20 protein-coding genes are annotated in these 23,126 nt (G+C 62.4%); 7 read left to right on the top strand and 13 right to left on the bottom strand.

Going from position 1 to position 23,126, the window contains the following annotated elements:
- Positions 1-102: 102 nt before the first annotated feature.
- Both BLU35_RS02025 and BLU35_RS02020 read right to left on the bottom strand, forming a co-directional pair.
- Entirely contained in the window at positions 103-1,089 is a 987-nt protein-coding gene (locus BLU35_RS02025) for a bifunctional riboflavin kinase/FAD synthetase (RefSeq protein ID WP_093232020.1), read from the bottom strand.
- Between the two features lie 13 nt (positions 1,090-1,102).
- The gene (locus tag BLU35_RS02020; RefSeq protein ID WP_093232019.1) at positions 1,103-1,951 is read right to left on the bottom strand and encodes a TIGR01459 family HAD-type hydrolase; all 849 of its coding nucleotides are present in this window, start codon (positions 1,949-1,951) and stop codon (positions 1,103-1,105) included.
- Between the two features lie 434 nt (positions 1,952-2,385).
- Here BLU35_RS02020 and groES point away from each other — a divergent pair, with 434 nt between their 5' ends.
- From groES to BLU35_RS02005, 3 genes are all read left to right on the top strand, one after another.
- Positions 2,386-2,682 (top strand): co-chaperone GroES, encoded by a 297-nt coding sequence (gene groES / locus BLU35_RS02015; RefSeq protein ID WP_004675403.1) that lies wholly within the window; start codon positions 2,386-2,388, stop codon positions 2,680-2,682.
- Between the two features lie 62 nt (positions 2,683-2,744).
- Complete coding sequence (gene groL, locus BLU35_RS02010) at positions 2,745-4,385, top strand: chaperonin GroEL (RefSeq protein WP_057250876.1); 1,641 nt, start codon at positions 2,745-2,747, stop codon at positions 4,383-4,385.
- A gap of 530 nt (positions 4,386-4,915) precedes the next feature.
- On the top strand, positions 4,916-5,362 hold the full coding sequence (locus BLU35_RS02005; protein WP_093232018.1) for a hypothetical protein: 447 nt from the start codon (positions 4,916-4,918) through the stop codon (positions 5,360-5,362).
- A gap of 102 nt (positions 5,363-5,464) precedes the next feature.
- Here the strand turns inward: BLU35_RS02005 and BLU35_RS02000 are convergent, their stop codons facing one another.
- The 6 genes from BLU35_RS02000 to hisS form a co-directional block, all read right to left on the bottom strand.
- Complete coding sequence (locus BLU35_RS02000) at positions 5,465-8,263, bottom strand: bifunctional diguanylate cyclase/phosphodiesterase (RefSeq protein ID WP_093232017.1); 2,799 nt, start codon at positions 8,261-8,263, stop codon at positions 5,465-5,467.
- Positions 8,264-8,478: 215 nt separating this feature from the next.
- A complete protein-coding gene (locus BLU35_RS01995; RefSeq protein ID WP_093232016.1) occupies positions 8,479-9,702 on the bottom strand; it encodes an NAD(P)/FAD-dependent oxidoreductase in 1,224 nt (407 codons plus the stop codon).
- 89 nt (positions 9,703-9,791) lie between these two features.
- Positions 9,792-10,499 (bottom strand): glutathione binding-like protein, encoded by a 708-nt coding sequence (locus BLU35_RS01990; RefSeq protein ID WP_093232015.1) that lies wholly within the window; start codon positions 10,497-10,499, stop codon positions 9,792-9,794.
- Positions 10,500-10,649: 150 nt separating this feature from the next.
- On the bottom strand, positions 10,650-11,345 hold the full coding sequence (gene hisG / locus BLU35_RS01985) for an ATP phosphoribosyltransferase (RefSeq protein WP_057250885.1): 696 nt from the start codon (positions 11,343-11,345) through the stop codon (positions 10,650-10,652).
- Entirely contained in the window at positions 11,342-12,484 is a 1,143-nt protein-coding gene (locus tag BLU35_RS01980) for an ATP phosphoribosyltransferase regulatory subunit (RefSeq protein ID WP_093232014.1), read from the bottom strand. Before BLU35_RS01980 ends, hisG begins: the two co-directional genes overlap by 4 nt.
- A 5-nt stretch (positions 12,485-12,489) precedes the next feature.
- The gene (hisS, locus tag BLU35_RS01975) at positions 12,490-14,001 is read right to left on the bottom strand and encodes a histidine--tRNA ligase (RefSeq protein WP_093232013.1); all 1,512 of its coding nucleotides are present in this window, start codon (positions 13,999-14,001) and stop codon (positions 12,490-12,492) included.
- A gap of 430 nt (positions 14,002-14,431) precedes the next feature.
- Between hisS and BLU35_RS01970 the strand changes: the two genes are divergently transcribed.
- A complete protein-coding gene (locus tag BLU35_RS01970) occupies positions 14,432-14,860 on the top strand; it encodes a hypothetical protein (protein WP_093232312.1) in 429 nt (142 codons plus the stop codon).
- Between the two features lie 130 nt (positions 14,861-14,990).
- On the opposite strand, the gene BLU35_RS01965 is transcribed toward BLU35_RS01970, so the two are convergent.
- The gene (locus BLU35_RS01965) at positions 14,991-15,635 is read right to left on the bottom strand and encodes a DNA-3-methyladenine glycosylase I (RefSeq protein WP_058325435.1); all 645 of its coding nucleotides are present in this window, start codon (positions 15,633-15,635) and stop codon (positions 14,991-14,993) included.
- A 254-nt stretch (positions 15,636-15,889) separates the two neighbouring features.
- On the opposite strand from BLU35_RS01965, the gene BLU35_RS01960 reads away from it, so the two are divergent.
- Complete coding sequence (locus tag BLU35_RS01960) at positions 15,890-16,660, top strand: L,D-transpeptidase (RefSeq protein WP_093232012.1); 771 nt, start codon at positions 15,890-15,892, stop codon at positions 16,658-16,660.
- A gap of 180 nt (positions 16,661-16,840) precedes the next feature.
- On the top strand, positions 16,841-17,536 hold the full coding sequence (locus tag BLU35_RS01955; protein WP_093232011.1) for a L,D-transpeptidase: 696 nt from the start codon (positions 16,841-16,843) through the stop codon (positions 17,534-17,536).
- A 64-nt stretch (positions 17,537-17,600) separates the two neighbouring features.
- Here the strand turns inward: BLU35_RS01955 and glcF are convergent, their stop codons facing one another.
- The 4 genes from glcF to BLU35_RS01935 form a co-directional block, all read right to left on the bottom strand.
- Positions 17,601-18,896, bottom strand: a complete 1,296-nt coding sequence (gene glcF, locus BLU35_RS01950; protein WP_093232010.1) for a glycolate oxidase subunit GlcF — start codon at positions 18,894-18,896, stop codon at positions 17,601-17,603.
- 118 nt (positions 18,897-19,014) lie between these two features.
- Positions 19,015-19,395 carry a DUF4870 family protein gene (locus tag BLU35_RS01945; RefSeq protein WP_057250898.1) on the bottom strand — a complete coding sequence of 127 codons (381 nt, stop codon included), beginning with the start codon at positions 19,393-19,395 and terminating at the stop codon, positions 19,015-19,017.
- Between the two features lie 30 nt (positions 19,396-19,425).
- Complete coding sequence (gene glcE, locus BLU35_RS01940; RefSeq protein ID WP_093232009.1) at positions 19,426-20,637, bottom strand: glycolate oxidase subunit GlcE; 1,212 nt, start codon at positions 20,635-20,637, stop codon at positions 19,426-19,428.
- Positions 20,634-22,073: an FAD-linked oxidase C-terminal domain-containing protein gene (locus tag BLU35_RS01935; protein ID WP_093232008.1), complete on the bottom strand. Its 1,440-nt coding sequence runs from the start codon at positions 22,071-22,073 to the stop codon at positions 20,634-20,636. The genes glcE and BLU35_RS01935 overlap by 4 nt, the downstream gene beginning before the upstream one ends.
- A gap of 106 nt (positions 22,074-22,179) precedes the next feature.
- Between BLU35_RS01935 and BLU35_RS01930 the strand changes: the two genes are divergently transcribed.
- On the top strand, positions 22,180-23,076 hold the full coding sequence (locus BLU35_RS01930; RefSeq protein ID WP_058320452.1) for a LysR family transcriptional regulator: 897 nt from the start codon (positions 22,180-22,182) through the stop codon (positions 23,074-23,076).
- Positions 23,077-23,126: the final 50 nt, after the last annotated feature.

Here is a 23,126-nt window from a genome sequence, read left to right as displayed (position 1 = left end):
CTGATCGATGATCAATCGACGGTGCCGGGTCATGGTGGCCGGTTGTTTAAGGCGTTTTCGGGCTTTTGAAAAGGTCCGCCGCCACAGCAACGCCGAAATCTTTTATCGGGCGAAGTTGAGCTTGCGGTCGATGTCGCCGAGCGGCTGCACGCCGGCGAGCAACGCCCGCGCCTCTGCCTCGTCCTGACGGATCTGCGCCACCAGCGGATCAAGCCCGTCGAACTTCAGTTCGTCGCGCAGGTAGCCGAAGAAGGTGACCGCACAGATCTCGCCGTAGAGATCGCCCGAAAAGTCGAAGACGAAGGTTTCGAGCAAGGGCTCACCGTCGCTATCGACAGTCGGGCGGCGCCCGAAGCTCGCGACACCGTCATAGAGCGAACCGTCGGCCCGGCGGAAGCGCACGGCGTAGATGCCCGGCCTGAGTTCCACCTCGGGTGCAAGCCGCATATTGGCGGTGGGAAAGCCAAGTTCGCGGCCGAGCTTCTTGCCTCCGATCACTTCCGCCTCGACCAGATAGCGATAGCCGAGCATGCCGGCAGCTTGCGAGACATCCCCTTCGCCAAGCAGCGAGCGCACGTAACTGGACGAGATGACCGATGCGTTTTCGTCGCGGAAGGCATCGACGAGCGTCACGCCAAATCCGTTATCGCCGCCGGCCGCCATCAGGAAGGCGGGGCCGCCCTCGCGCCCCTTGCCGAAGTGAAAATCGAAACCGGTGACGACATGCGAGGCGTGCAGCCATTCGAGCAGGATACGGTGGATAAAATCCGATGCGGAAAGCTGCGAGAAGGTGCGGTCGAACGGATACTCGATGACGGCGCCGAAACCCATGCCTTCGAGAATGCGCGCCTTCAGCGGTGCCGGCGTCAGTCGGAAGACCGGGGTTTCCGGACGGAACACGGTTCTCGGATGCGGCTCGAAGGTCAGCACGAGCGCCGGCACACCGCGCGCATTGGCCTCCTCCAGCGCCCGTTTGAGCACCGACTGGTGACCACGGTGCACGCCGTCGAAGTTACCGATCGCGACGACGCCGCCGCGCAGATGCTGCGGAAGCGGATCACGGGTCTCGTTGCGATGAAAAACCGTCATCTCCGTCTTCCCGTCAGGCGAGCCGCGGCATCCAATATTTCGGCGACGCGCCTTCCTTCTTCAGGAAGGCGGCGAGCTTCGCCTCGTCGGTGCGGCTTTCGTTCATGTATTCCTGGGCGTGGATACCGGCACTGATATAGAGCAGATCGAAGCCGGCATCCTGGGCACCCTTGACGTCCGTCGGCATGCCGTCGCCAACGGCGATGACACGCGACAGGTCAAGCGCGCCGCGAACGGCCTTCGCCTCGGTCAGCGCCGCACGGTAGATGGCGATATAGGGCTTGCCGGCAATGCGCGCCTCGCCACCGAGCTCTTCATAGAGCTTGGCGATTGCGCCGGCACAGGGGATCAGCCTGTGGCCGCGCTCGACCACCAGATCCGGATTGGCACAGATGAACGGGATCTTGCGCTTGGCAAGCCCCGTCAGTGTCGCGCGGTAATGCTCCGGCGTTTCGGTTTCGTCGTCATAGAAGCCGGCACAAACGACCGTCTCAGCATCTTCCGACGAAACGATCTGCGTTCCCAGGCCTTCGAGCAGCGGCAGGTCGCGCTCGGCACCGATGAAGAAGATCTTTTTGGCGGCGGCGGCGATCAGCGCGCGGGTCACATCGCCCGAGGTCACGATCCGGTCGTAGGTTTCGTCCGGCACGCCGAGACCGCGGATCTGGATCTTCACACCCGGATGCGGACGCGGCGAGTTGGTGATCAGCACCACAGTCAGGCCGGCGGCACGCGCCTCGGCCAACGCCTCGCAAGCGGAGGCAAAGGCCTGCACGCCGTTATGAAGAACGCCCCAGACATCGCACAGCACCACGTCGTAGCGCGCAGCGATTTCCCGAAAACTGTTGATCCTTGCGGCCATTCTGGCTTCCTGCAAACACGGTTTCCGGCTTGCATGGCAAGGAAGGCAGGAGATTACAAGTCTCGGCGCCCGAAAAAGGCGCCCCCTCCCAAGGATTCCGGCGGTGTCGGGCGTCAAAGAAAAGTGCATTGCCGATGCCGCCCGCTTCGCCAAAGCACTTTGTAGCGGTTATCAACCGTCAAAATCCCGCCAATGCCATTCGTCGACGCGATCGCCTACATTTCGCCAAGAATGGGGCTAGGCTGCCTACGCCCTCGCCTGCTGCGCTCGCCCAAGGCTACTGCCGCCGGCAAAAAATCTAGGCGCCGATCCTTGACTCACCCCATACCCAGGCTTATCTCGGCATCGCTAGCACTCGATAAATGAGAGTGCTAACACCCATCCATCGGGTCGATCAGCGATCCGTAATGTCATTTGATCGAGGGATTAGACTAATGGCAAGCACCAACTTCCGCCCGCTGCACGACCGCGTCGTCGTTCGCCGCGTCGAGTCTGAAGAGAAGACCAAGGGCGGTATCATCATTCCGGACACCGCCAAGGAAAAGCCGCAGGAAGGCGAAATCGTCGCCGTCGGTTCGGGCGCCCGTGACGAAAGCGGCAAGGTTGTTGCTCTCGACGTCAAGGCTGGCGACCGCGTTCTGTTCGGCAAGTGGTCGGGCACCGAAGTCAAGATCAACGGCGAAGACCTTCTGATCATGAAGGAAGCCGACATCATGGGCATCATCGGCTGATCAGCCGTCGTCCACCCCTTTTTATGACAACCAATGGGCAATGAGCCCGGGAGTTTTCTCTAATGGCTGCAAAAGAAATCAAGTTCGGCCGCACCGCGCGCGAAAAGATGCTGCGTGGCGTCGACATCCTCGCTGACGCGGTAAAGGTCACGCTCGGCCCGAAGGGTCGTAACGTCATCATCGACAAGTCCTTCGGCGCTCCGCGCATCACCAAGGACGGCGTATCGGTCGCCAAGGAAATCGAACTCGAAGACAAGTTCGAAAACATGGGCGCCCAGATGGTCCGCGAAGTTGCTTCGAAGACCAACGACATCGCCGGCGACGGCACCACGACTGCAACCGTTCTTGCCCAGGCGATCGTTCGCGAAGGCGCCAAGGCCGTTGCTGCCGGCATGAACCCGATGGACCTGAAGCGTGGTATCGACCTCGCTGTCACCGAAGTCGTCAAGGATCTCCAAGCCAAGGCCAAGAAGATCAACACCTCGGAAGAAGTCGCACAGGTCGGCACGATTTCGGCCAACGGCGAGCGTCAGATCGGCCTCGACATTGCTGAAGCGATGCAGAAGGTCGGCAACGAAGGCGTCATCACGGTTGAAGAAGCCAAGACCGCCGAAACCGAACTCGAAGTCGTCGAAGGCATGCAGTTCGACCGCGGCTACCTCAGCCCCTACTTCGTCACCAACCCGGAAAAGATGGTCGCTGACCTCGACGACGTCTTCGTTCTCCTCCACGAGAAGAAGCTCTCGAACCTCCAGGCCATGCTCCCGGTTCTCGAAGCCGTCGTTCAGACCGGCAAGCCGCTCCTGATCATCGCTGAAGACGTCGAAGGCGAAGCTCTTGCAACGCTCGTCGTCAACAAGCTGCGTGGCGGCCTGAAGATCGCTGCCGTCAAGGCTCCGGGCTTCGGCGATCGCCGCAAGGCCATGCTCGAAGACATCGCCATCCTGACGGGCGGCACCGTGATCTCCGAAGACCTCGGCATCAAGCTCGAAAACGTCACGCTCGACATGCTCGGCCGTGCGAAGAAGGTTTCGATCTCCAAAGAAAACACGACGATCGTCGACGGCGCCGGCCAGAAGGCCGACATCGAAGGCCGCGTTGCCCAGATCAAGGCCCAGATCGAAGAAACCACCTCCGACTACGACCGCGAAAAGCTGCAGGAACGTCTTGCCAAGCTTGCTGGCGGCGTTGCCGTGATCCGCGTTGGCGGCTCGACGGAAGTCGAAGTGAAGGAAAAGAAGGACCGCATCGACGACGCTCTCAACGCGACGCGCGCTGCTGTTCAGGAAGGCATCGTACCGGGCGGCGGCGTTGCCCTGCTGCGTTCTTCCGTCAAGATCACCGTCAAGGGTGCCAACGACGACCAGGAAGCCGGCATCAACATCGTTCGTCGCGCTCTGCAGGCTCCGGCCCGCCAGATCGCAGAGAACGCTGGTGACGAAGCTTCGATCGTTGTCGGCAAGATCCTCGACAAGGACCAGGACAACTTCGGCTACAACGCCCAGACCGGCGAATATGGCGACATGATCGCCATGGGCATCATCGACCCGGTCAAGGTCGTTCGCACCGCCCTTCAGGACGCAGCTTCGGTTGCCGGCCTCCTCGTCACGACGGAAGCCATGATCGCCGAACTGCCGAAGAAGGATGCACCGGCCGGCATGCCGGGCGGCATGGGCGGCATGGGCGGCATGGACATGATGTGATAAGGCGACAGCCTTTTCGCATTAGCGATCCATCCGGATCGGAAGGGCGGCCCTCGGGTCGCCCTTTCTCGTTTTTTATCAATGCCGTTCGCGGCTGGGCGAACCCCCCGCCAATCTCTCCGCAGAAAAAAGCCGCCGGTTGTAGTCCGGCTTCAAAAAATCGTTGAAGTCGAAAAAAAACGAACTATAACAGCGCCCCAAGTGGGCGGAGATTCATGGGAGATCGGGTAGCGAACTCAATCGGGCGAACAATCGCCAAAGCTTTTTCGCACCAACCGAACATCCGAGACCTCTTCGAGAATATCACGAAAAGCATATAAGTATTTAATCGCAAATTTAGCCGACCTCTCCGACGAAATTACTTCGTAGGCGAGCTTCATTACTATCTCGCGACCCTTTCTAGTTGAACCAACACCTGCAGTAGGTGGCGTGTACTCTTGCATTGGTTGATGGTTGGGCGGAATTTGCACAATAGGACGTGTTTCCTGGGGCGTCGAACACGATGTCCAGGAATGCTGCTGGGGTAGACCGTGTTCAAGATCACGAGAGCAAATTCCGTTCCCCTCGGCACTCCGGGACAGCCGCACCTCCTGCCACATCATGAGTTCCTGCAACAGTTCTGCGCGGCGGAAGGCTGGTCGGGCGACTTGTCCACGGGGCTGTTCCGGCTTGGCGAGAAAGCTGCCGCCATCCATGGCCTGCGCGACGGCGAATGCGGCCTGCTCAACTTCGTGCGCTGCTACGACCCAGCCGACCGCAACCACGTGCTCGAGCTTTTCGAGCAGGCAGCGACAAGCTGCTCATCCTTCTGTTTTTCGACGACGATCGCACTCGAAGAGCACGGCCAGAAACAGCCGCTGTTCTGCATCGGCGAATCCTCAGGTCTCGAACAGCGCTATTCCGGCACGATAACGGGTGTCTTCTTCTTCCCGCGCTTCCTGGTGGAAGGCGCCGGCCGGACGTTGCTGCGGCAATAGCTCAAGCCTGACCGGGACGACAGTTCGCGCCGACAAGGCTTGAAATTCCGACCAGACATGGCGCTCGCCATGGACGCGATCGCGATGAAGACGGTCACCCGATCAGGCGGCAGCCGCCTCGGCGTCGCCGCTGAACAGGAGCGTTATCGGGGCCGGGCGGCCGAGCAGATAGCCCTGTGCCTCGTCGCAGCCTTCCGCCTGCAGGATATCGAGCTGCGTCTGCGTCTCGACGCCCTCGGCAAGGACCGGCACCGAAAGGCTCTGTCCGAGCGCCAGGATGGCGCGGACGATTGCCTTGGCCTGCGGGCTGCCCTCCACTTCCCACATGAAGCTCTTGTCGAGTTTGATCTTGTCGAAGGGGAAGGAGCGAAGCGTTTCAAGCGACGAGTACCCGGTGCCGAAATCGTCGATCGCGATCGTCACGCCGAGCTCCTTGATCTGACGCAGGGTCAGCAGCGCGCGCTCCTTGTCGTCGATGATCGTCGACTCCGTGATCTCAAGCTCCAACCGGTTCGGATTGAGCCCGGTCTCGGCAAGCACGTCCTGCACCAGGCTGACGATATCGCCATTGGCGAGTTGGACCGGCGACAGGTTGACGGCGATCTTGTGGTTGCTCTCCCAGCCAGCCGCCTCGCGGCAGGCTTCGCGCAGCACCCATTCGCCGATCGGCAGGATTGCACCGCACTCTTCGGCGAGTGGAATGAATTCGCTGGGCGGCACCATGCCGCGTTCGGGATGATGCCAGCGCAGGAGCACCTCGTAGCCGATGACGACGCCGGTCATCACCGACTTCTGCACCTGGTAGTGCAGAGCAAGCTGCTTCTTGTCGACGGAATCCCAGAGATCGTTGGCAAGCGCACGCCGCTGGCGGGCAGCCTCGTCCATCGAAACCTCGTAGAAGCAGACGGTCTGGTTGAGCGCAGCCTTCGCCCGGTACATCGCGAGATCTGCATTGTTGATCAGCGTATCGGCCGTTTCCGCATCCTGCGGATAGATGGCGACGCCCATGCTGCCGCCGGACTTCAGCTCGAAATCGCCGAAGCGCATTTCCTCGTGCAGGCTCTTCTCGATCCGCCGCAGGAAGTCGTTGAGTTCGGCCAGTTCCTCGAAGCGTTTGACCGCGGCGAACTCGTCGCCGCCGAGGCGCGCCACGAACTCGCCTTCCTGCAACAGGCCCTTCACGCGCTGGGCAATCGTCACCAGCACGAAATCGCCGGCGGCATGACCGTGCAGGTCGTTGACTTCCTTGAATTTGTTGAGGTCGATGCCGATGACGGCAACCTTGCGGTTGAACCAGGCGGCCGCATCCAGTTCCTCTTCGAGGTAGCTGCTGAACTGCAACCGGTTCGGCAGGCCCGTCAGGCTGTCGTGACGCGCAAGGAAGGTGATCTGTTCCTCGGTATCCAGGCGCTCGGTAATGTCTTCATAGGTGCTGACCCAGCCACCATCGGGCAGCGTGCGGTGCTTGGTCAGGATCGAGCGGCCGTTGGCGAGCTTCTCGACGATATCGCCACCGCCCTTGCCGACCATTTCGATCCGGTGTTTCTGATAGAGTTCCTCGGCCTTGGCTCGCGCAATTTCGGGCTCGGCGTAAATGCGGGCGAAGACGATATCGACGATCTCGCGGAAGGTCAGGCCTTTGCCGGCAAGCGTCTCGGAGAAGCCGAAGATCTCGCGGCAGCGTCGGTTCGACAGGAGCAGCCGGTCATCGCTATCGAACAGGCAGATACCCTGCGACATGTTCTCGAGCGCGACATCGAGGTTGTTGCTGACCTCAGCGATGCGATCGGCATCGGCCTTCGCCTTGGTGGTGTCCTTGACGATCTTGATGAAGCCGGCGTGCTTGCCCTGCTCGTCCAGGAACGGATCGATCACCACATGCGCCCAGAAGCGAGAGCCGTCCTTGCGATAGCGCCAACCCTCGTTCTCAAACTTGCCCTGGGCCACGGCAACCTCAAGCGCGCGGCGCGGCAGGCCATCGCGCTGATCGTCGTCCGAATAGAAGCAGGCGAAATTCTTGCCGATGATTTCCTCGGCGGCATAACCCTTGTTGGCCTCGGCGCCGGCATTCCAGCTCGCCACGCGGCCATCGACGTCGAGCATGTAGATCGCGTAGTCCTTCACGCTGCGGACGAAGCGCGTGAACTCCCGTTCGGTCGCGGCGGCGGAGAGCTCGGCATGATGGGCAAAGCCGGCGGCAACCAGCACCAAGGACAGAAGGAAGAAGGCGGTTCCGGCAATGACGAAGGCAAGCAGATGCGGCTGGATCATGCCTTCATAGGTCGGGGTGATGAGACCGACTTCGATCGTCACGGCGCCCATGGCGGTGAAATGCAGTGCGACGATGCCGAGCGTCATCAGGAGCGTCGCGATGATCTTCGCCTTCAGCGGCTTGCCCATACGGGCAATCGTGCCGAGTGCGCCGATGTCGAACAGCGAGCCGAGCACGATCGACGCGACAACGAGCGTGGCGTCCCAGCGCAGGTTGCCGGGAACATCGAGGGCGGCCATGCCGAGGAAATGCATGCAGGCAACACCGGCGCCGAGCACCAGGCCGCCGGCAATCCAGGCCAGCCGATCCTGCACCCAGGTCGCGATCAGCAGCGCTGTCGTGGTCAGCACGATCGCAACGGCCAACGACAGGGCCGTCAGATCCATCTGGTAGCCAAGGACGACCCCGGGGTCGTAGGCAAGCATGGCGATGAAGTGGGTGGCCCAGATGCCGAAGCCGCTGGCAATGCCTGCGGCCACCGCCCAGATCGTCCGCGCCTTGCCGGAAGATCCACGAGCGCGCTGCAACAGCGCCACCGCGCCGTAGCTGGACAGGAAGCATATGAGCGCCGCCAACGCGACCAGCTTCGGATTATGCTCCACCACCAGGCATGTAAGAACCTTGAACATCGCAATCGCCTAAATCAACAACCGCCGGGAAACGAGACCTTTCGCCTCCAGTTAAGCGGCCTGTGTTGACGGCAGGTGATTTAAGGAAATGATAAATCGTCGCTCCAGCGCACAATTGCGTGGCCAAACAGTAGTTTCGTCGTTAACGAAAATTGAAATCGAACCGCCTGCAAGTTGCAGCAAGTGAAAAGCGCGGCCAGGCGTGGTCCTGCCGCTCAGGGCTGGGATAGCAGCGCCTTGAGGTCCGATTGCGGATCGGCAATGACGGCCCGGTCGGGATTGATGCCGGTTTCAAGCAGCTTCTTGCCCGTCACATAGGCCTTGGCGTCATTGATCGCATCGACCGCCACGAAGCGTCCCTGCCTAAAGTACCAGACGGACACACTGCCCTCGCGCTGACCGGGCCTGACGATGGTTTCGTCATGACCGAGTCCAAAGCCGGCGATCTGCAGCTTGACGTCGTACTGGTCGGACCAGAACCAGGGCTTGGGTTCGTAGGGGTGTTCGCTACCGGCGAGGATTGCCGCAACGGCCTCGGCCTGCTCGACGGCGTTCTGTACCGATTCCAGCCGGATGCGCAGGTCCTCCCAGGGAAGCACGGCACAATCGCCCATAGCGAAAATCGCCGGGTCGGCAGTCCGTCCGAAGGCATCGACGACGATGCCGCCGGCGGTTTCGAGGCCGGCATCATGCGCCAGGCGGTCATTGGCGGTGACACCGATCCCGACAATGACGACGTCGACCGGCAATCTCGACCCATCGGAAAGTTCCGCTGCGGTCACCCGGCCGCTTTCGCCGATGAGACGATTGAGGCCGGTCCCCTCGCGGATATCGACGCCGCGGGCGTGGTGAATATCGCGCACCAGGCCGGATGTCGCCGATGAGGCAACGCGCTGCAGGATGCGGTCGGCCATCTCGATGACCGTGACCTCGAGCCCGCAGGTCCGGGCGACCGCCGCCGCTTCAAGGCCGATATAACCGCCGCCGACGACCAGGGCGCGACGGCCGGGCTTCATTTCCTCGGCAAGGCGATCCGCATCCCGGAAGTCGCGCACGACGAACACGCCGTCAAGATCCCCGCCGACGGAAGCCGGCAACCGGCGCGGCGTGGCGCCGGTCGCAAAGGCGAGCACCTCGTATTCGAGCGAGGTCCCGTCGCTGAGCGTCACGCGCTTGCCCGCACGGTCAAGGCCGGTCACGGTCGTCTCGAGCCGTATGTCGACATTGTGCTCGCCGTACCAGGCCTCCGGCCGATAGAGCAGCCGGTCGAGGCTCATCTCGCGCAGCAGGTATTTCTTGGAAAGCGGTGGGCGTTGATAGGGCAGGCTCGCTTCGGAGGCGATGATGGTGATCGGCCGCTCGTCCTTGAGGGCACGCAGCTTGGCAACCAGGGCAAAGGCGGCCTGACCGCCACCGACAACTACAAGCCTTCCCGACACGCTTCTCACCTGCTTCTTATTCGTCTGTACAGCAAGGCCTAGCCTCGCGCCCGAGCTTCGTCAACTCAGGCACAGGGCTGTCGTGAATGCTATTCCTTGCGCGGCACTTCCATGCCCTTTAGAGCCGCCGGGCGCGACAGACCGCGCTCGACCCAGGCCATTACGTTGGGAAAGCTCTTGTAATCCAGGACCTCGGCGCCGCCATAGAACCTGCGAGCGCCTTCGACCCAGGGGTAGGTGGCGATGTCGGCGATCGTGTGATCGTCACCCATCAGCCATTGCCGCCCCTCAAGGCGCGCTTCCAGCACACCGAGAAGGCGCTTCGATTCGTCACGGTAGCGCTCGACGGGATAGGAATTGTTGGCGACCTTGTCGGCGGCGAACTTGAAGAAGTGGCCGAACTGGCCGAGCATCGGGCCGATGCCACCCATCTGGAACATCACCCAGCAGATGGTCTCGTAGCGACCGGCCGCATCGGCCGGAAGCAGTTTTCCTGTCTTTTCCGCCAGATAGATCAGGATCGCGCCGGATTCGAACAGGCCGATCGGCTTGCCGTCCGGGCCATTGGGATCGATGATCGCCGGAATGCGGCCATTCGGATTGAGCGAGACGAACTCCGGCGATTTCTGCTCGTTGGCATCGAAGGCAACCCGGTGAGGCTCGTAGGCGAGACCCAGCTCTTCGAGTGCGATCGAGACCTTCACGCCATTCGGCGTCGGCAGCGAATAAAGCTGGATGATATCGGGGTTTTTCGCCGGCCAGCGCTTGGTGATCGGATAGGCGGAAAGATCGGCCATGAAGGTCTCCTGGAAACGAAGCGGCAAGGGCGCCCTCTGCACGCCTTACATAGGAGCGGAGGGCGCGCTTTGTGAGGGCCCTACTTTAATTTTTGCAGTCCACGGGGCCAGCGAGATAGCCGTAGGCTCCGCCCTGCCCCGTTCGCAGCGTCAAAGCACGCCGCGAACCGCCGCAATAACCCGTGCCACGACCGGATCGCCGGCATGCGCCGATTTACGCGCCCGCACCAGGCAGGCCTCGGAACGCAGGATCACGCCGTCCGTCAGGATCTTCAGATGGTTCGCCTTCAGCGTCGAGCCGGTCGAGGTGATATCGACGATGATGTCGGCCGAGCCGGACGCCGGCGCGCCTTCGGTCGCACCGAGGCTTTCAACGATGCGATAGAGTTGGATGCCGTGGCTTCCCGAGAAGTGGTTCTGCGTCAGCCGCCAGTACTTTGTCGCGATCGCCAGGCGGCGGCCATGGCGGGCACGGAAGTCGGCGGCAACGTCGCCGAGATCGGCCATGGTGTCGACGTCGTACCAGATCTCCGGCACTGCGACGACGACATCGGCATGACCGAAGCCGAGACGGGCGCAGAACTCGACGCGGGCATCGGCATTGGCGAGCCCCTCGCGCACCAGGTCTTCGCCGGTGACGCCGAAATCGATCGAGCCATTGCCAAGTTCGCGGGAAATCTCCGAGGCCGACAGGAACGCGATCTCCACATCATCAGAACCTTCGACCCGGCCGCGATAGGAGCGATCGTTGCCGACGGCGACGATCTTCATTCCGGCCCGCTCAAAGATCGCCGAGGCGTCATCCTTCATCCGCCCCTTGGACGGCAGCGCGATGGTGATGGTCATTGAACGCCTCCCTGGGAGGTAATCGCCTTTTCGATGCGGTCGAGCCAGAGCGAGAAACCGACAGCGGGAATGTGTTCGCGGGCGCCGAGCAGCGTCAGCAGCCGGTCAAAGCGACCTCCGCCGGCCAGAACTGCCTGAATGCCGGCGACTTCGACCTCGAAGACGAGGCCTGTGTAATAGTCGAGCGGACGACCGAAGGCCGCGCGGTAGCGGATCGCGCCGATGTCGGCACCGGCCGCGGAAAGTGCTGCGACACGGGCATCGAAGCGGGCGAGCGCCTCATCGAGCTTGAGGCCGGACTTCTGCGCGAAGGCGAAGAGTGCCGCCGGAGCATCGGCGAGCGGAACGTCGAGCGCCAGGAACGCGCCAACCTGGTCCAGCGTCTTGCGATCGAGCTGCGTGTTCGCCAGCTCCATCTTTTCCTTCAGCCGCCGGGCGATGTCCTGCGGCGAGCGGCTGGCATTGGTGGAGTAGCCGGTCGATTCCATCGTTTCGGCGATATGGGCGATGAGGCGGGCTTCATTCTCAAGCAATCCGTCCATCGACAGGCGCACGACCTCGGGACCGAAGACACCGACCGTCCGCGGATGAGCGAGTTCGGTGAGCAGCTTCTGCAGGTGCTTCTGGTCGCCAAAGGCATGGATCAGCCGCTTCTGCCAGCCGGCCGGCAGGCCGCAGGCGCCGACGACGGCTTCGAACACCGCCTGGTCACCGAGCGTCACGTTGAGACCCCGGCCCGGCAAGCGGTTGGCAACGACACGCATCGCGTCACCGACAATGCGTGCATCGGCTGTGGCGATATCCGTATCGCCGAGATCCTCGATGCCGGCCTGGTAAAATTCGTTGCCGCCCTCGCGGCGCTGGCGGAAGACCTCGCCGAGATAGGCGTAGCGCTTCGGCGTGCCGGTCACCGCCTCGATGTGGCGCAGGCAGACGGGAATGGTGAATTCCGGGCGCAGGCAGAGGCTCTCGCCGGTCTCGCTCTCGGTCATGAAGATACGGCGGCGCAGATCCTCGCCAGCCATGGCGAGGAAGGGTTCGGCCGGCTGGATCACCGGTGTGTCGACACGCAGCGTGCCAAGGCTTTCAAAGTCGGCAAGCAGATCGTCGGCGAAGGCAGGCAGATTGATGAGGGCCATGACCGTCAGCCCCTTGCCCGATCCTCGGCCTGCGCCGCCAGCATTTCGCGTACCTTTTCGACCAGCTCGGCCACAGGCACGGAAACCTGGGCCACGCGCGCCTCGCGCCAGGCCGCATTGTCCTCGATCTCGCCCGACAGGCGCTTGCCCTCGATCAGATCCTTGATCTGCACGAGACCGGCGGCGCGTTCGTCGCCACCCTGGATGATCGCCAGCGGCGAGCCGCGGCGGTCGGCATATTTCAGCTGATCGCCAAAATTCTTCTTGTTGCCCTGGTACATCTCAGCGCGGATGCCGGCGTGGCGCAGCTGCTGCACGAAACGCTGGTAGTGTCCCATGCTTTCGATGTCGCGGTCCATGACACAGACGACGACCGGGGCGAGCACTTCCGACGCGCCGAGCTTGCCGAGGTTCTTCAGCGCCGTCATCAGACGGGAAACGCCGATCGAGAAACCGGTGGCCGGCACCGGCTGGCCCATGAAGCGCGACACGAGGCCATCATAGCGGCCGCCGCCGCCGACCGAACCGAAGACGACCTTCTCGCCCTTCTCGTTGGTGACGGCAAACTGCAGCTCGGCCTCGAAGACCGGCCCGGTGTAATATTCGAGACCGCGCACGACCGAAGGGTCGATCTTGATGCGATCGGCCTCGTAGCCGGCGCTCAGCACCAGGCTGCGGATCGTGTTCAGTTCCTCAACGCCTTCACCGCCCTTCGACGTTCCCGCAACGAGGGCCGCGAGATCGGCGGCACTTTCGGCGTAGTCCTTGATGCCGACGAAGAAGAGCACCTTGTCGATCTGCTCGGCACTCAGGCCCGCGCCCTTGGTGAAGTCGCCGCTCTCATCCTTGCGGCCTTCGCCGAGCAGGAGCCGCACGCCTTCGGTGCCGAACTTGTCGAGCTTGTCAATGGCGCGCAGAACCGTCAGGCGCGCGTTCGCCTTGTCGTCGCCGCCGAGACCGATCGCCTCCATGACGCCGTCGAGCACCTTGCGGTTATTGACGCGGATCACGTAGTCGCCGCGCGCGATGCCGAGGGCTTCCATGGTGTCGGCCATCATCATGCACATTTCGGCATCCGCTTGGACACCGGCGGCACCGACCGTATCGGCGTCGAACTGCATGAACTGGCGGAAGCGGCCCGGGCCCGGCTTCTCGTTGCGGAAGACGTAACCGGCACGGTAGGTGCGGAACGGAAGCTGGATCTCATTGAAGTTTTCGGCAACGTGACGGGCGAGCGGCGCCGTCAGGTCGTAGCGCAGCGACATCCACTGGTCGTCGTCGTCCGTCAGCGAGAAGACGCCTTCGTTGGGCCGGTCGCTATCCGGCAGGAACTTGCCGAGCGCATCGGTATATTCGAACAGCGGCGTTTCGACCGGATCGAAACCATAATGCTCGTAGACCGCCCGGATCTTGCCGATCATTTCGTCGGTCGCACGGATATCGGCGGCGGAGCGATCGACAAAGCCGCGCGGCAGGCGCGCCTTGAGCTTCTGCGGTTTCTTCTGTTTCTCGGTCATGGGAGCATTCCGGACTGTCAGCGTGTTGGCTGCTTTCCCTATCGGATCAAGTGGGGGGCGGCAAGGGTTTGCACCGCGCAAAGCGCGCGTTGCGCCGGTCGCAGCAAGCGATGCGGTGTACTCGGCGCGAGACGAAGCTGGAGCCGGCTGTCTCGACCTATCGATCGGATCGGGTAGACTTCAACCATAAGGCGCATTAAATCGCCAACAATCACTAAAAGTTTATCACCCGATCGATCGCCGACGTTTCGATCATGAAGATCATCGGCTAATTTCGGTCCGGAGCATTTACCCGCAGGTCATTCCGGATGCAATGAGAGCATCGGACCCAATACCCCAACGGCAAAATGGAACGGCGAACCATTTCATCGGGAATGGCGGATTTCTGCGGAGACGTCTCGCGGTCGGCGCGAAGAGAGGGATGGGCATCATGTTGAGATTCATGACACCTGGCTGCGGGGCGATCCGGCCCGGACATCTGGGCGCACATCACAATTGGATGTGGGGCCTCGACGAGGGGACCTACCTCATGGAAGCCTGGCGCTGCGATCTCGCGACCGGCATTTTCCAGCTCGGCCAACAGACCGCCGCCTTGCTCGGCATCTCCGTTCCTTCCTGCGGCATCATCGATCTGGTGCGCGCCTATGACCGCAAGGATCGCCCAACCGTGCTCAACATTCTCGAACAGGCGACCGCCTCGTCATCCTCGTTCTGCTTTACCGCCATGGTGCGCGCGCCGACCTCGCAAGCGGCGCAGCTCTTCTGCGTCGGTCGGTCCTTGCTGGACATGCCGAACGGCGAGGATCTGCTGCAAGGCGTCTTCGCCTTTCCGCGCGAGCGCGTGATGCTCTGCGCTTGAGGGCAAAGCTTGAAACCGCGGACACTATTCCCTGGGTTGAAGCAGCTCTATGAGGCGCCTCGATGGCGCTCCCTCAAGCAAAGCCTTCACCGGGAAACTCCCACCCCCAAACTGATGACGCGCGCATCAATCAGGCCACGCGAGCCCTGGGTCTTGCGAGCTTGCCACGCAGTTCCTCGACAACCACGCGGCAATGGCAGCCTTCAATGTGATCGTTGACGAGACCCATGGCCTGCATGAAGGCGTAGATCGTCGTCGGGCCGACGAAGGTCCAGCCGCGCTTCTTCAGGTCCTTGGAAATCCGCGTCGAGGTCGGGGTCGTAGGATTGGCAACGATCGCCTCGTAGGTCACCTGTTTCGGGCGCTCTTCCGCGGCGGGTTCATAGGACCAGAAATAGCCCGCGAGCGAACCGAACTCCTGCCTGAGCTCCTGGGCGCGGCGCGCATTGTTGATGGTCGAGACAATCTTGCCGCGGTGGCGCACGATGCCCGTGTCTGCCAGGCAGCGCTCGATATCCGTCTCATCGAATGTCGCGACCTTATCGAAATCGAAACCGGAAAAGGCCGCGCGGAACGCCTCGCGCTTGCGCAGGATCGTCAGCCATGACAGGCCGGACTGGAACCCTTCGAGGCAGATCTTCTCGAACAGGCGGCGATCGTCGGTGACCGGACGGCCCCATTCGTCGTCATGATAGCGACGGTAGTCGTCGAGATTGCCCTGCCAGGCGCAGCGCTGAAGTCCGTCCTCGCCGATCACTATGCCCTTGACCGTCATCGCTTTCCTCGCTCCATCCCGTTCATTTCCCTGCCTTTACCATTTGCAAACCAGATTCCTAAAGCGGCGGATAACCCTACCCAAAGCTTTATCGGCGCCTTCGCCTTTTAATGAAGCGCCGTTTACCATTCGGTGGCCCCCCGGTGACACGATCGCGCCATTGCCAAGGCGCATACCCCCCCGCTCGAGCGTCCGGTTCTTCGGCTGTCTGCGCCCCCTTGATGAATTTCGGCGAAAGGTAGCGAGTCCGTCCGATGTTGAAAAAATCCCTTCTTTTAGCAGTCTCCCTGCTGACCCTCGTCGCCGCTCCCGCCGTGGCGCAGGATCGGTATCAGAACCGGCCTCCGGTGGTCGTCAGCCCCGACCTCACCGCCCCCTGGGTAATGCAGCTCGGCGGGCAGCAGGCCCGCACGCGGCAGGTCATCTACCGGCAGCAGATTCCGGCAGCCACCCGAAAACAGTATTATCAGGGACAGGTCGCACAGCCGCAGGTCAAGCGCCGCACCATCAACCCGCTGATCCAGCCGGCCAACGCCATGCGCGCCCAGCGGCCGGTCAAGTCAAAATTCGACCCGCAATACCTGCCGCAGACGGTCGCCTATGAGAGCAAGGAAAAGCCGGGCACGATCGTCATCGATACGAACAACCGCTTTCTCTATCTGGTGACTGGCAACGGCGAGGCACGGCGCTATGGCGTCGGCGTCGGCAAGCCGGGGTTCGAATGGGCAGGCGCCCACAAGGTCACCCGCAAGGCGGAGTGGCCGAGCTGGACGCCGCCGCAGGAGATGATCAGCCGCGAGGCCTCCAAGGGCCACTACCTGCCGGCGCGCATGGACGGCGGCCCGGAAAACCCGCTTGGCGCGCGCGCCATGTATCTCGGCTCGACGCTCTATCGAATCCACGGCACCAATGCGCCCTGGACGATTGGCTATGCCGTTTCCTCCGGCTGCATCCGCATGCGCAATGAAGACGTCGTCGACCTTTACGAGCGCGTGAAGGTGGGCACGAAGGTTATCGTCATATAATTAGAGCATAGCATAGAATATTCCCTCCCCCTCGCACGTTTTGCTATTGCCTATGCGTGATTTTCAGGCAACAGCAGCATGAACAGATATAAGTTCGGCGGTCCGCCGGCTGTATGGCAGGCTTGAACTTCGGCGCATTTTGCTTAGCCTGCCTGCAACGAGGGTTAGAGGGAATCGTATATGAAGCGTCATGCCAGCAAAGTGGTCGCGATCGCCATCGCGACCAGCACTATTCTTGCCGCCGCCAGCGCCTCGGCTTTCACGCCGACGCCGGCCACAGGCCCTAAGGTCAAATCATCAGACGTTGTACTCGTGGCCACGCCGAAGAAGCCGGCAAAGCAATACTGGCGCACCAAGGTTCGCTTCCGCACCGACGAAGCCCCCGGCACGATCATCGTCGATACCAACAACAAGTATCTTTACTACATCGACGGCCCGAACCGCGCGACGCGCTACGGCATCGGTGTCGGCCGCGACGGCTTCGGCTGGTCGGGTGTCGTGAAGGTTGGCCGCAAGGCCGAATGGCCGACCTGGACACCGCCGGCGGAGATGCGCCAGCGCGAGGCTGCCAAGGGCCGCATCCTGCCGGTCACCCAGGAAGGCGGCATCGACAACCCGCTCGGCGCCCGCGCCATGTATCTCTACAAGGGCGGCCGCGACACGATCTTCCGGATCCATGGCACCAACCAGCCCTGGACCATCGGCCAGAACATGTCATCCGGATGCATCCGCATGATGAACGACGACGTGGAACACCTCTACGACCGGGCCGACATCGGCACCAAGGTCATCGTCATCGGTCCCGGCAGCAAAGCCGGCGACACCTATTTCGACGATCGCGGCGTCGACATCTTCCGCCAGATCTTCGGCGGCTGACGGTCATCGACCATGCACAGTTTGAAAGGCCGGTTCCTCACGGAGCCGGCCTTTTGCCTGTCCATCAGAGCCCCTTGGGCTTTGCTCCACCATAGGCCCAGTCGAGCAGTTCGACCGTATGCAGGATGGGGATCGCAGTGCCGCTGGCGATCTGGGTAATGCAGCCGATATTGCCGGTCGCGATCGCATCCGGCTTCGTCGCCTCGATGTTCTTGACCTTGCGCGCCTTCAGTTTTGCCGAGATTTCCGGCTGCAGGATGTTGTAGGTGCCGGCCGAACCGCAGCAGAGGTGGCCTTCGGCCGGATCGCGGACGACGAAGCCAGCACGCTTCAAAAGCTGCTTCGGCGCCACGGTGATCTTCTGGCCATGCTGCATGGAGCAGGCGGAATGATAGGCAAGCGTCATGCCCCTCGCATCCTGTTCCGGCAGGTCTAGCGTAGACAGGTACTCGGTGATGTCTTTTGCCAGCGCCGAGACACGTGCCGCCTTTTCTGCATACTCAGGATCGAGCCGCAGCATGTGGCCGTAGTCCTTGATCGTCGTTCCGCAGCCCGAAGCGGTGATGACGATGGCATCGAGCCCGCCCTCGTCTGCGACCTTCAGCCAGGCGTCGACGTTGCGGCGCGCCGCCTCAAGCGCCTGATTCTCGCGCCCCATGTGGTGCACCAGGGCGCCGCAACAGCCTTCGCCGGCCGAAACAACCACCTCGACACCAAAGCGCGTCAAAAGACGGATCGTCGCCTCGTTGATCTCCGGCTTTAGCACCGGCTGCGCGCATCCGGACAGGAGAGCGACACGACCGACACGTTTTCCCTGCGCCTTGTGGACGCCGGGCACGGCGGAAGTGGAGGGCTGCGGCACGGCGCTTGGCGCGAGATCGAGCATGACGCCGAAGGTCTTCAGCAACGGCATGCGCTTCATCATCCCTGCGAAGGGCCGGGCAAGGCCGACCGCCTTCAGCGACAGGCGGAAGCGCGCGGGATAGGGCAGCACCGCCGCCAGCACGGAACGCGCCAATCTATCCCTAAACGGGCGCCGATAGGTGTTTTCGATGTGGACGCGCGCATGGTCGACCAGATGCATGTAGTCGACGCCGGAGGGACAGGTGGTTGCGCAGGCGAGACAGGAGAGACAGCGGTCAATGTGGGTGACCGTTTCCTTGTCGGCCGCCCTGCCGTTTTCCAGCATGTCCTTGATGAGATAGATGCGCCCGCGCGGACTATCGAGTTCGTCGCCGAGCGTCACATAGGTCGGACAGGTGGCGGTGCAGAAGCCGCAGTGCACGCATTTGCGCAGGATGGCCTCGGATTCGGCCACATGCGGGTCGGCAAGCTGCGCGGGGGTAAAATTGGTCTGCAAACGCGAACTCCACTTTCCGGTTCCGCGGTAACGGGCACTTGCGACGTGCTTCGGTCACCGCGGCATTCTCATTTCAGCATCCTTCGACCGGATCCGGTTTCAGGGTTTGCGCCGTGGTCTACACCATCCAGCTTTCGGGATTGGTGATCGGCTCCTGGCGCGCGGCCCGTTGCAGGCCGACGACGCAGCGCACGACGATCCAGACGGCGGTGGCGATGAAACCGAGAACGCCGATCAACAGCACCGTCAGCAGCAACGATATTACGCCGAACAACAGGGCGATCCAAAAGGTCCGGATCGCCCATTCATAGTGCGTCTGGACCCACGGCGCACCCTTGCCGCGATTGAGATAGGCCATCACCACGCCGATGATCGGAGTGATCCCCACCGCAAAGCCCACGAGATAAAGGACATAGATCACCTGGACATTGATCTTGCCCGGCTCCAGCCAGCGATCAGTCTCGCGGGAAAACGGTGTCTGCGGACCATTATCGCTCATCAACTCCTCCCATGTTGCACCGCCGTCGCCTCAGGAGACCGCAGCCATGCGGCCCGGATTGAAGATCCGGTGCGGATCGAACTTCGCGCGGACGCGCTCGCTCAATTGTGCCACGGCCAAGGGTTGTGGTTCAAACGATGGTATGGCGGCACGATAACCTTCTTCGGCCCTGACGAGGGTCGCGTGGCCGCCACCGAGAACCTTGATATAGCGGCGCACGAGTTCCGCTTCGGGGTCGGCCTCCATGCGCAGCCAGACGAGACCGCCCTGCCAGTCATAGAAGGCATCGACGCCGGTCTGCAGCCTGAGCGCCGCCACCAATTGATGGCCGAGCGACGGGGCGATGGAGACACGCCAGAGCGGCTTCCTGGTGCCGTCGGCATAGGGATTGACGTCGCGGATCTCGGCCCAGAGCCTCGATGTCCTGATTGCATCGAGACGGGTCACCGCGCCGAAGCGACCGACCGCGTTCGTCAGTTTTTCAGCCCGGAGCGCAACCGATGCCTCCAGTCCTTCGAGCCGCAGTACCGTCGCGGCGCCGTCCGGAAGCCCGCCATCCAGGAACCGCCCGCGCACGCTTTCCGGCAGATGTGCGGCACCCGAAACTTCCACCGTCTGCGCCATCGCCTCGGCCATGACCGCCGCGGCTTCGGCATCGTTGAGCTCGGAAACCACAATGGTCTCGGACGCCGGCGGCAACGGCAGGACGCGGAAGGTGACTTCGGTGAGGATGCCGAGCGTGCCGTGCGAGCCGGCCAAAAGCTTGACCAGATCCAGGCCGGTGACGTTCTTCATCACCCGTCCGCCGGCCTTGATTGCCTCCCCCTCACCGTTGACGAAGCGAACGCCGAGCAGGCTGTCGCGGGCGGCACCGGCGACATAGCGCCGGGGGCCGGAGGCGTTGGCGGCAAAGACCCCGCCGATCGTCGGCTCTCCCGACGAGGCGAAAATCGGCCGATGGTCCATCGGTTCGAAGGCTAGCATCTGCCGGTTGTCCGCCAGTGCCTCTTCGATCGCGCGCAGCGGCGTCCCCGAAAGCGCGGTGATCGTCATCTCGGCCGGATTGTAGCTGACGATGCCGGACAAGCGGCGCGTCGACAGTACCCGGTCGGCACGCACGGGATTGCCAAGACCCGCGCGCGTGTTGCCGCCGATCAACGCGAGCGAAGCCCTATCGGCCGCCATCGCGCGAACGACGGTCGCTATCCCCTCTTCGCTTGCCGGTTCGAAATGCACGATCATGCGGCGGGACGCCCTTCGAGCGGGAAGACCTTGGACGGGTTCAGGATCCATTGCGGATCGAAGGCGGCCCGTGCCGCCATCTGCTGGTCGAGGTCGATCCGGTTGTACTGGTGTAGCATGAGGTCCCGCTTTTCGATGCCCACGCCGTGCTCGCCCGTCAGGCAACCGCCGGCGTCAACACAGAGCTTGAGGATATCGTTGCCGGCGGCTTCGGCGCGCGCCGCATCCTCCGGGTCGTTGATGTTGTAGAGGATCAGCGGATGCATGTTGCCGTCGCCGGCGTGGAAGACATTGGCGACGCGCAGGCCGTAGCTCGCAACGATCTCACCGGTGCGACGCAGCACATGCGAAAGCTGGCTGAGCGGCACCGTACCGTCCATGCAGATATAATCGGCGATGCGGCCGGTGGCGCCGAAGGCGGATTTCCGGCCTTTCCAGATCGCAGCCGCTTCCATGGCCGACTGGCACTCTTTGATCGTCGCCACCCCATGACGGCGCGCGACCGCAACGATACCGGCAAGCGTCGCATCCATTTCCGGCTCGGAGCCTTCGACTTCGACGATCAACAGCGCTTCGACATCGAGCGGATAGCCGGCATGGGCGAAGGCTTCGCAGATCTCGATCGCCGGCTTGTCCATGAACTCGATCGCGACGGGGATGATACCGGAGCCGATGACATCGGCGACGCAAGCGCCGGCCGCTTCGGAAGAGGCAAAGCCGAAGAGCACGGGACGGGCACCCTCCGGCTTGGCGATCAACCGCACCGTCGCTTCGGTGACGATGCCGAGCTGCCCCTCGGAACCGCAGACGAGGCCGAGCAGATCGTAGCCCACCGAATCCAGCGCCTTGCCGCCGAGCTCGATAACCGTGCCATCGAACAGCACCATCTTCACGCCGAGCAGATTGTTGGTGGTAACGCCATATTTCAGGCAATGGGCGCCGCCGGAATTCATGCCGATGTTACCGCCGATCGTGCAGGCAAGCTGCGAACTCGGGTCCGGCGCATAGAAGAAACCGTCGGCGGAAACCGCCTCGGAAATATTGAGATTGGTGACGCCTGCCTGAACCGTCGCGGCGCGATTGAAGAGGTCGATATCAAGTATGCGCGACATCTTCGAAAGGCCGATGACGACCGCATCCTCCTGCGGGATGGCACCGCCCGAAAGCGAGGTTCCGGCGCCGCGCGGCACGACCGGGATGCCATAGCGGCTGCAATATTTGAGAAGGGCTGCGACCTGCTGGGTCGTCTCCGGCAGCGCGACGGCAAGCGGCATGCGACGATAGGCGATAAAGGCATCTGTCTCGAAGGGCTTCAGCCCGCGCTCGTCGCTGATCAGGCAGCCCTCGGGCAACAGGTCGGCGAGGTCGGCGACGATCTCGCGGCGCCGGGCGATAACAGCCTGTTTCGGTTGCAAAAAACCGATCGTCTCCGCCATCAGTTTCTCCCGCCGCATGTAAATTGGTCTATTTTCTTTACCACTAGGCTAGAGTCCCTGCAAATGCTATTGAGCTTTTCCGTTTTGGAAACAATGGCAACGATTGATGACGAATTTAGGCGATCTTGAGATTTTTGCACGGGTCGTTTCCACCGGCAGTATGTCGGCAGCGGGGCGGGCGCTGGGGTTTTCCCCAGCTGTGATCTCCAAGCGCATCAAGAGGCTCGAAGATCGCCTCGGAACGCGGCTTCTGCAGCGCACGACACGCCAGATCTCTCTGACCGAAGCCGGCCAGGGGTTCTACGATCGCGTACTCGGCATTCTCTCGGGCATCGAGGAGGCCGAGGCCTATGCCTCCGGACGCTCGTCGCATGCGCTCGGCGTGCTCAGAATCTCAGCGCCCACCTCCTTCGGCCGGATGCACATCGCGCCGCACCTGACGAAGTTCATGAAGGACCATCCGGACCTGAAACTGCACATCGTGCTGACGGACGAATTCACGGATATCGTCGCGGACGGCTTCGACATGGCGGTCAGGATCGGCGAATTGGTGGATTCGTCCCTGGTCGCACGGAAACTTGCGCCCGTCCGCCGGCTGCTCTGCGCCTCGCCGGAATACATTGCCCGCAATGGTGCGCCGACGGAAATTGGCGACCTCGCAGACCATCTCTGCCTGCCGGCGCACAACAACGACAACTGGAAGCTTGAAGGGCCGGAAGGCGCGCTGGTCTGGCACCCGGAGGGGCCGCTCGTGACCAATTCCTCCGAGATCGTGCGCGCCGCCGTCATCGCCGGCGCGGGGATTGCGCTGCGCTCCACCTGGGATATCGGCCCGGAATTGCGCAGCGGCCAGCTGGTACAGGTGCTGCCGCAATGGGAAGGCTCCAAGCAACTGACCCTCTCGGCCGTCTATCCGAGCCGCCAGTTCCTGCCGGCCAAGGTGCGCCTTTTCATCGACTACCTGGCCGGGCTTTACGGGCCGATCCCCTACTGGGAACAGTAGTTTCCAAGACGGGCTATTTGTTTTTCGCAATTCCGGACGCAAAACGCTGC

This window comes from Sinorhizobium sp. NFACC03, assembly GCF_900103435.1.
GTDB lineage: Bacteria > Pseudomonadota > Alphaproteobacteria > Rhizobiales > Rhizobiaceae > Ensifer.
This window is presented reverse-complemented; position numbering and strand designations above follow the sequence as displayed.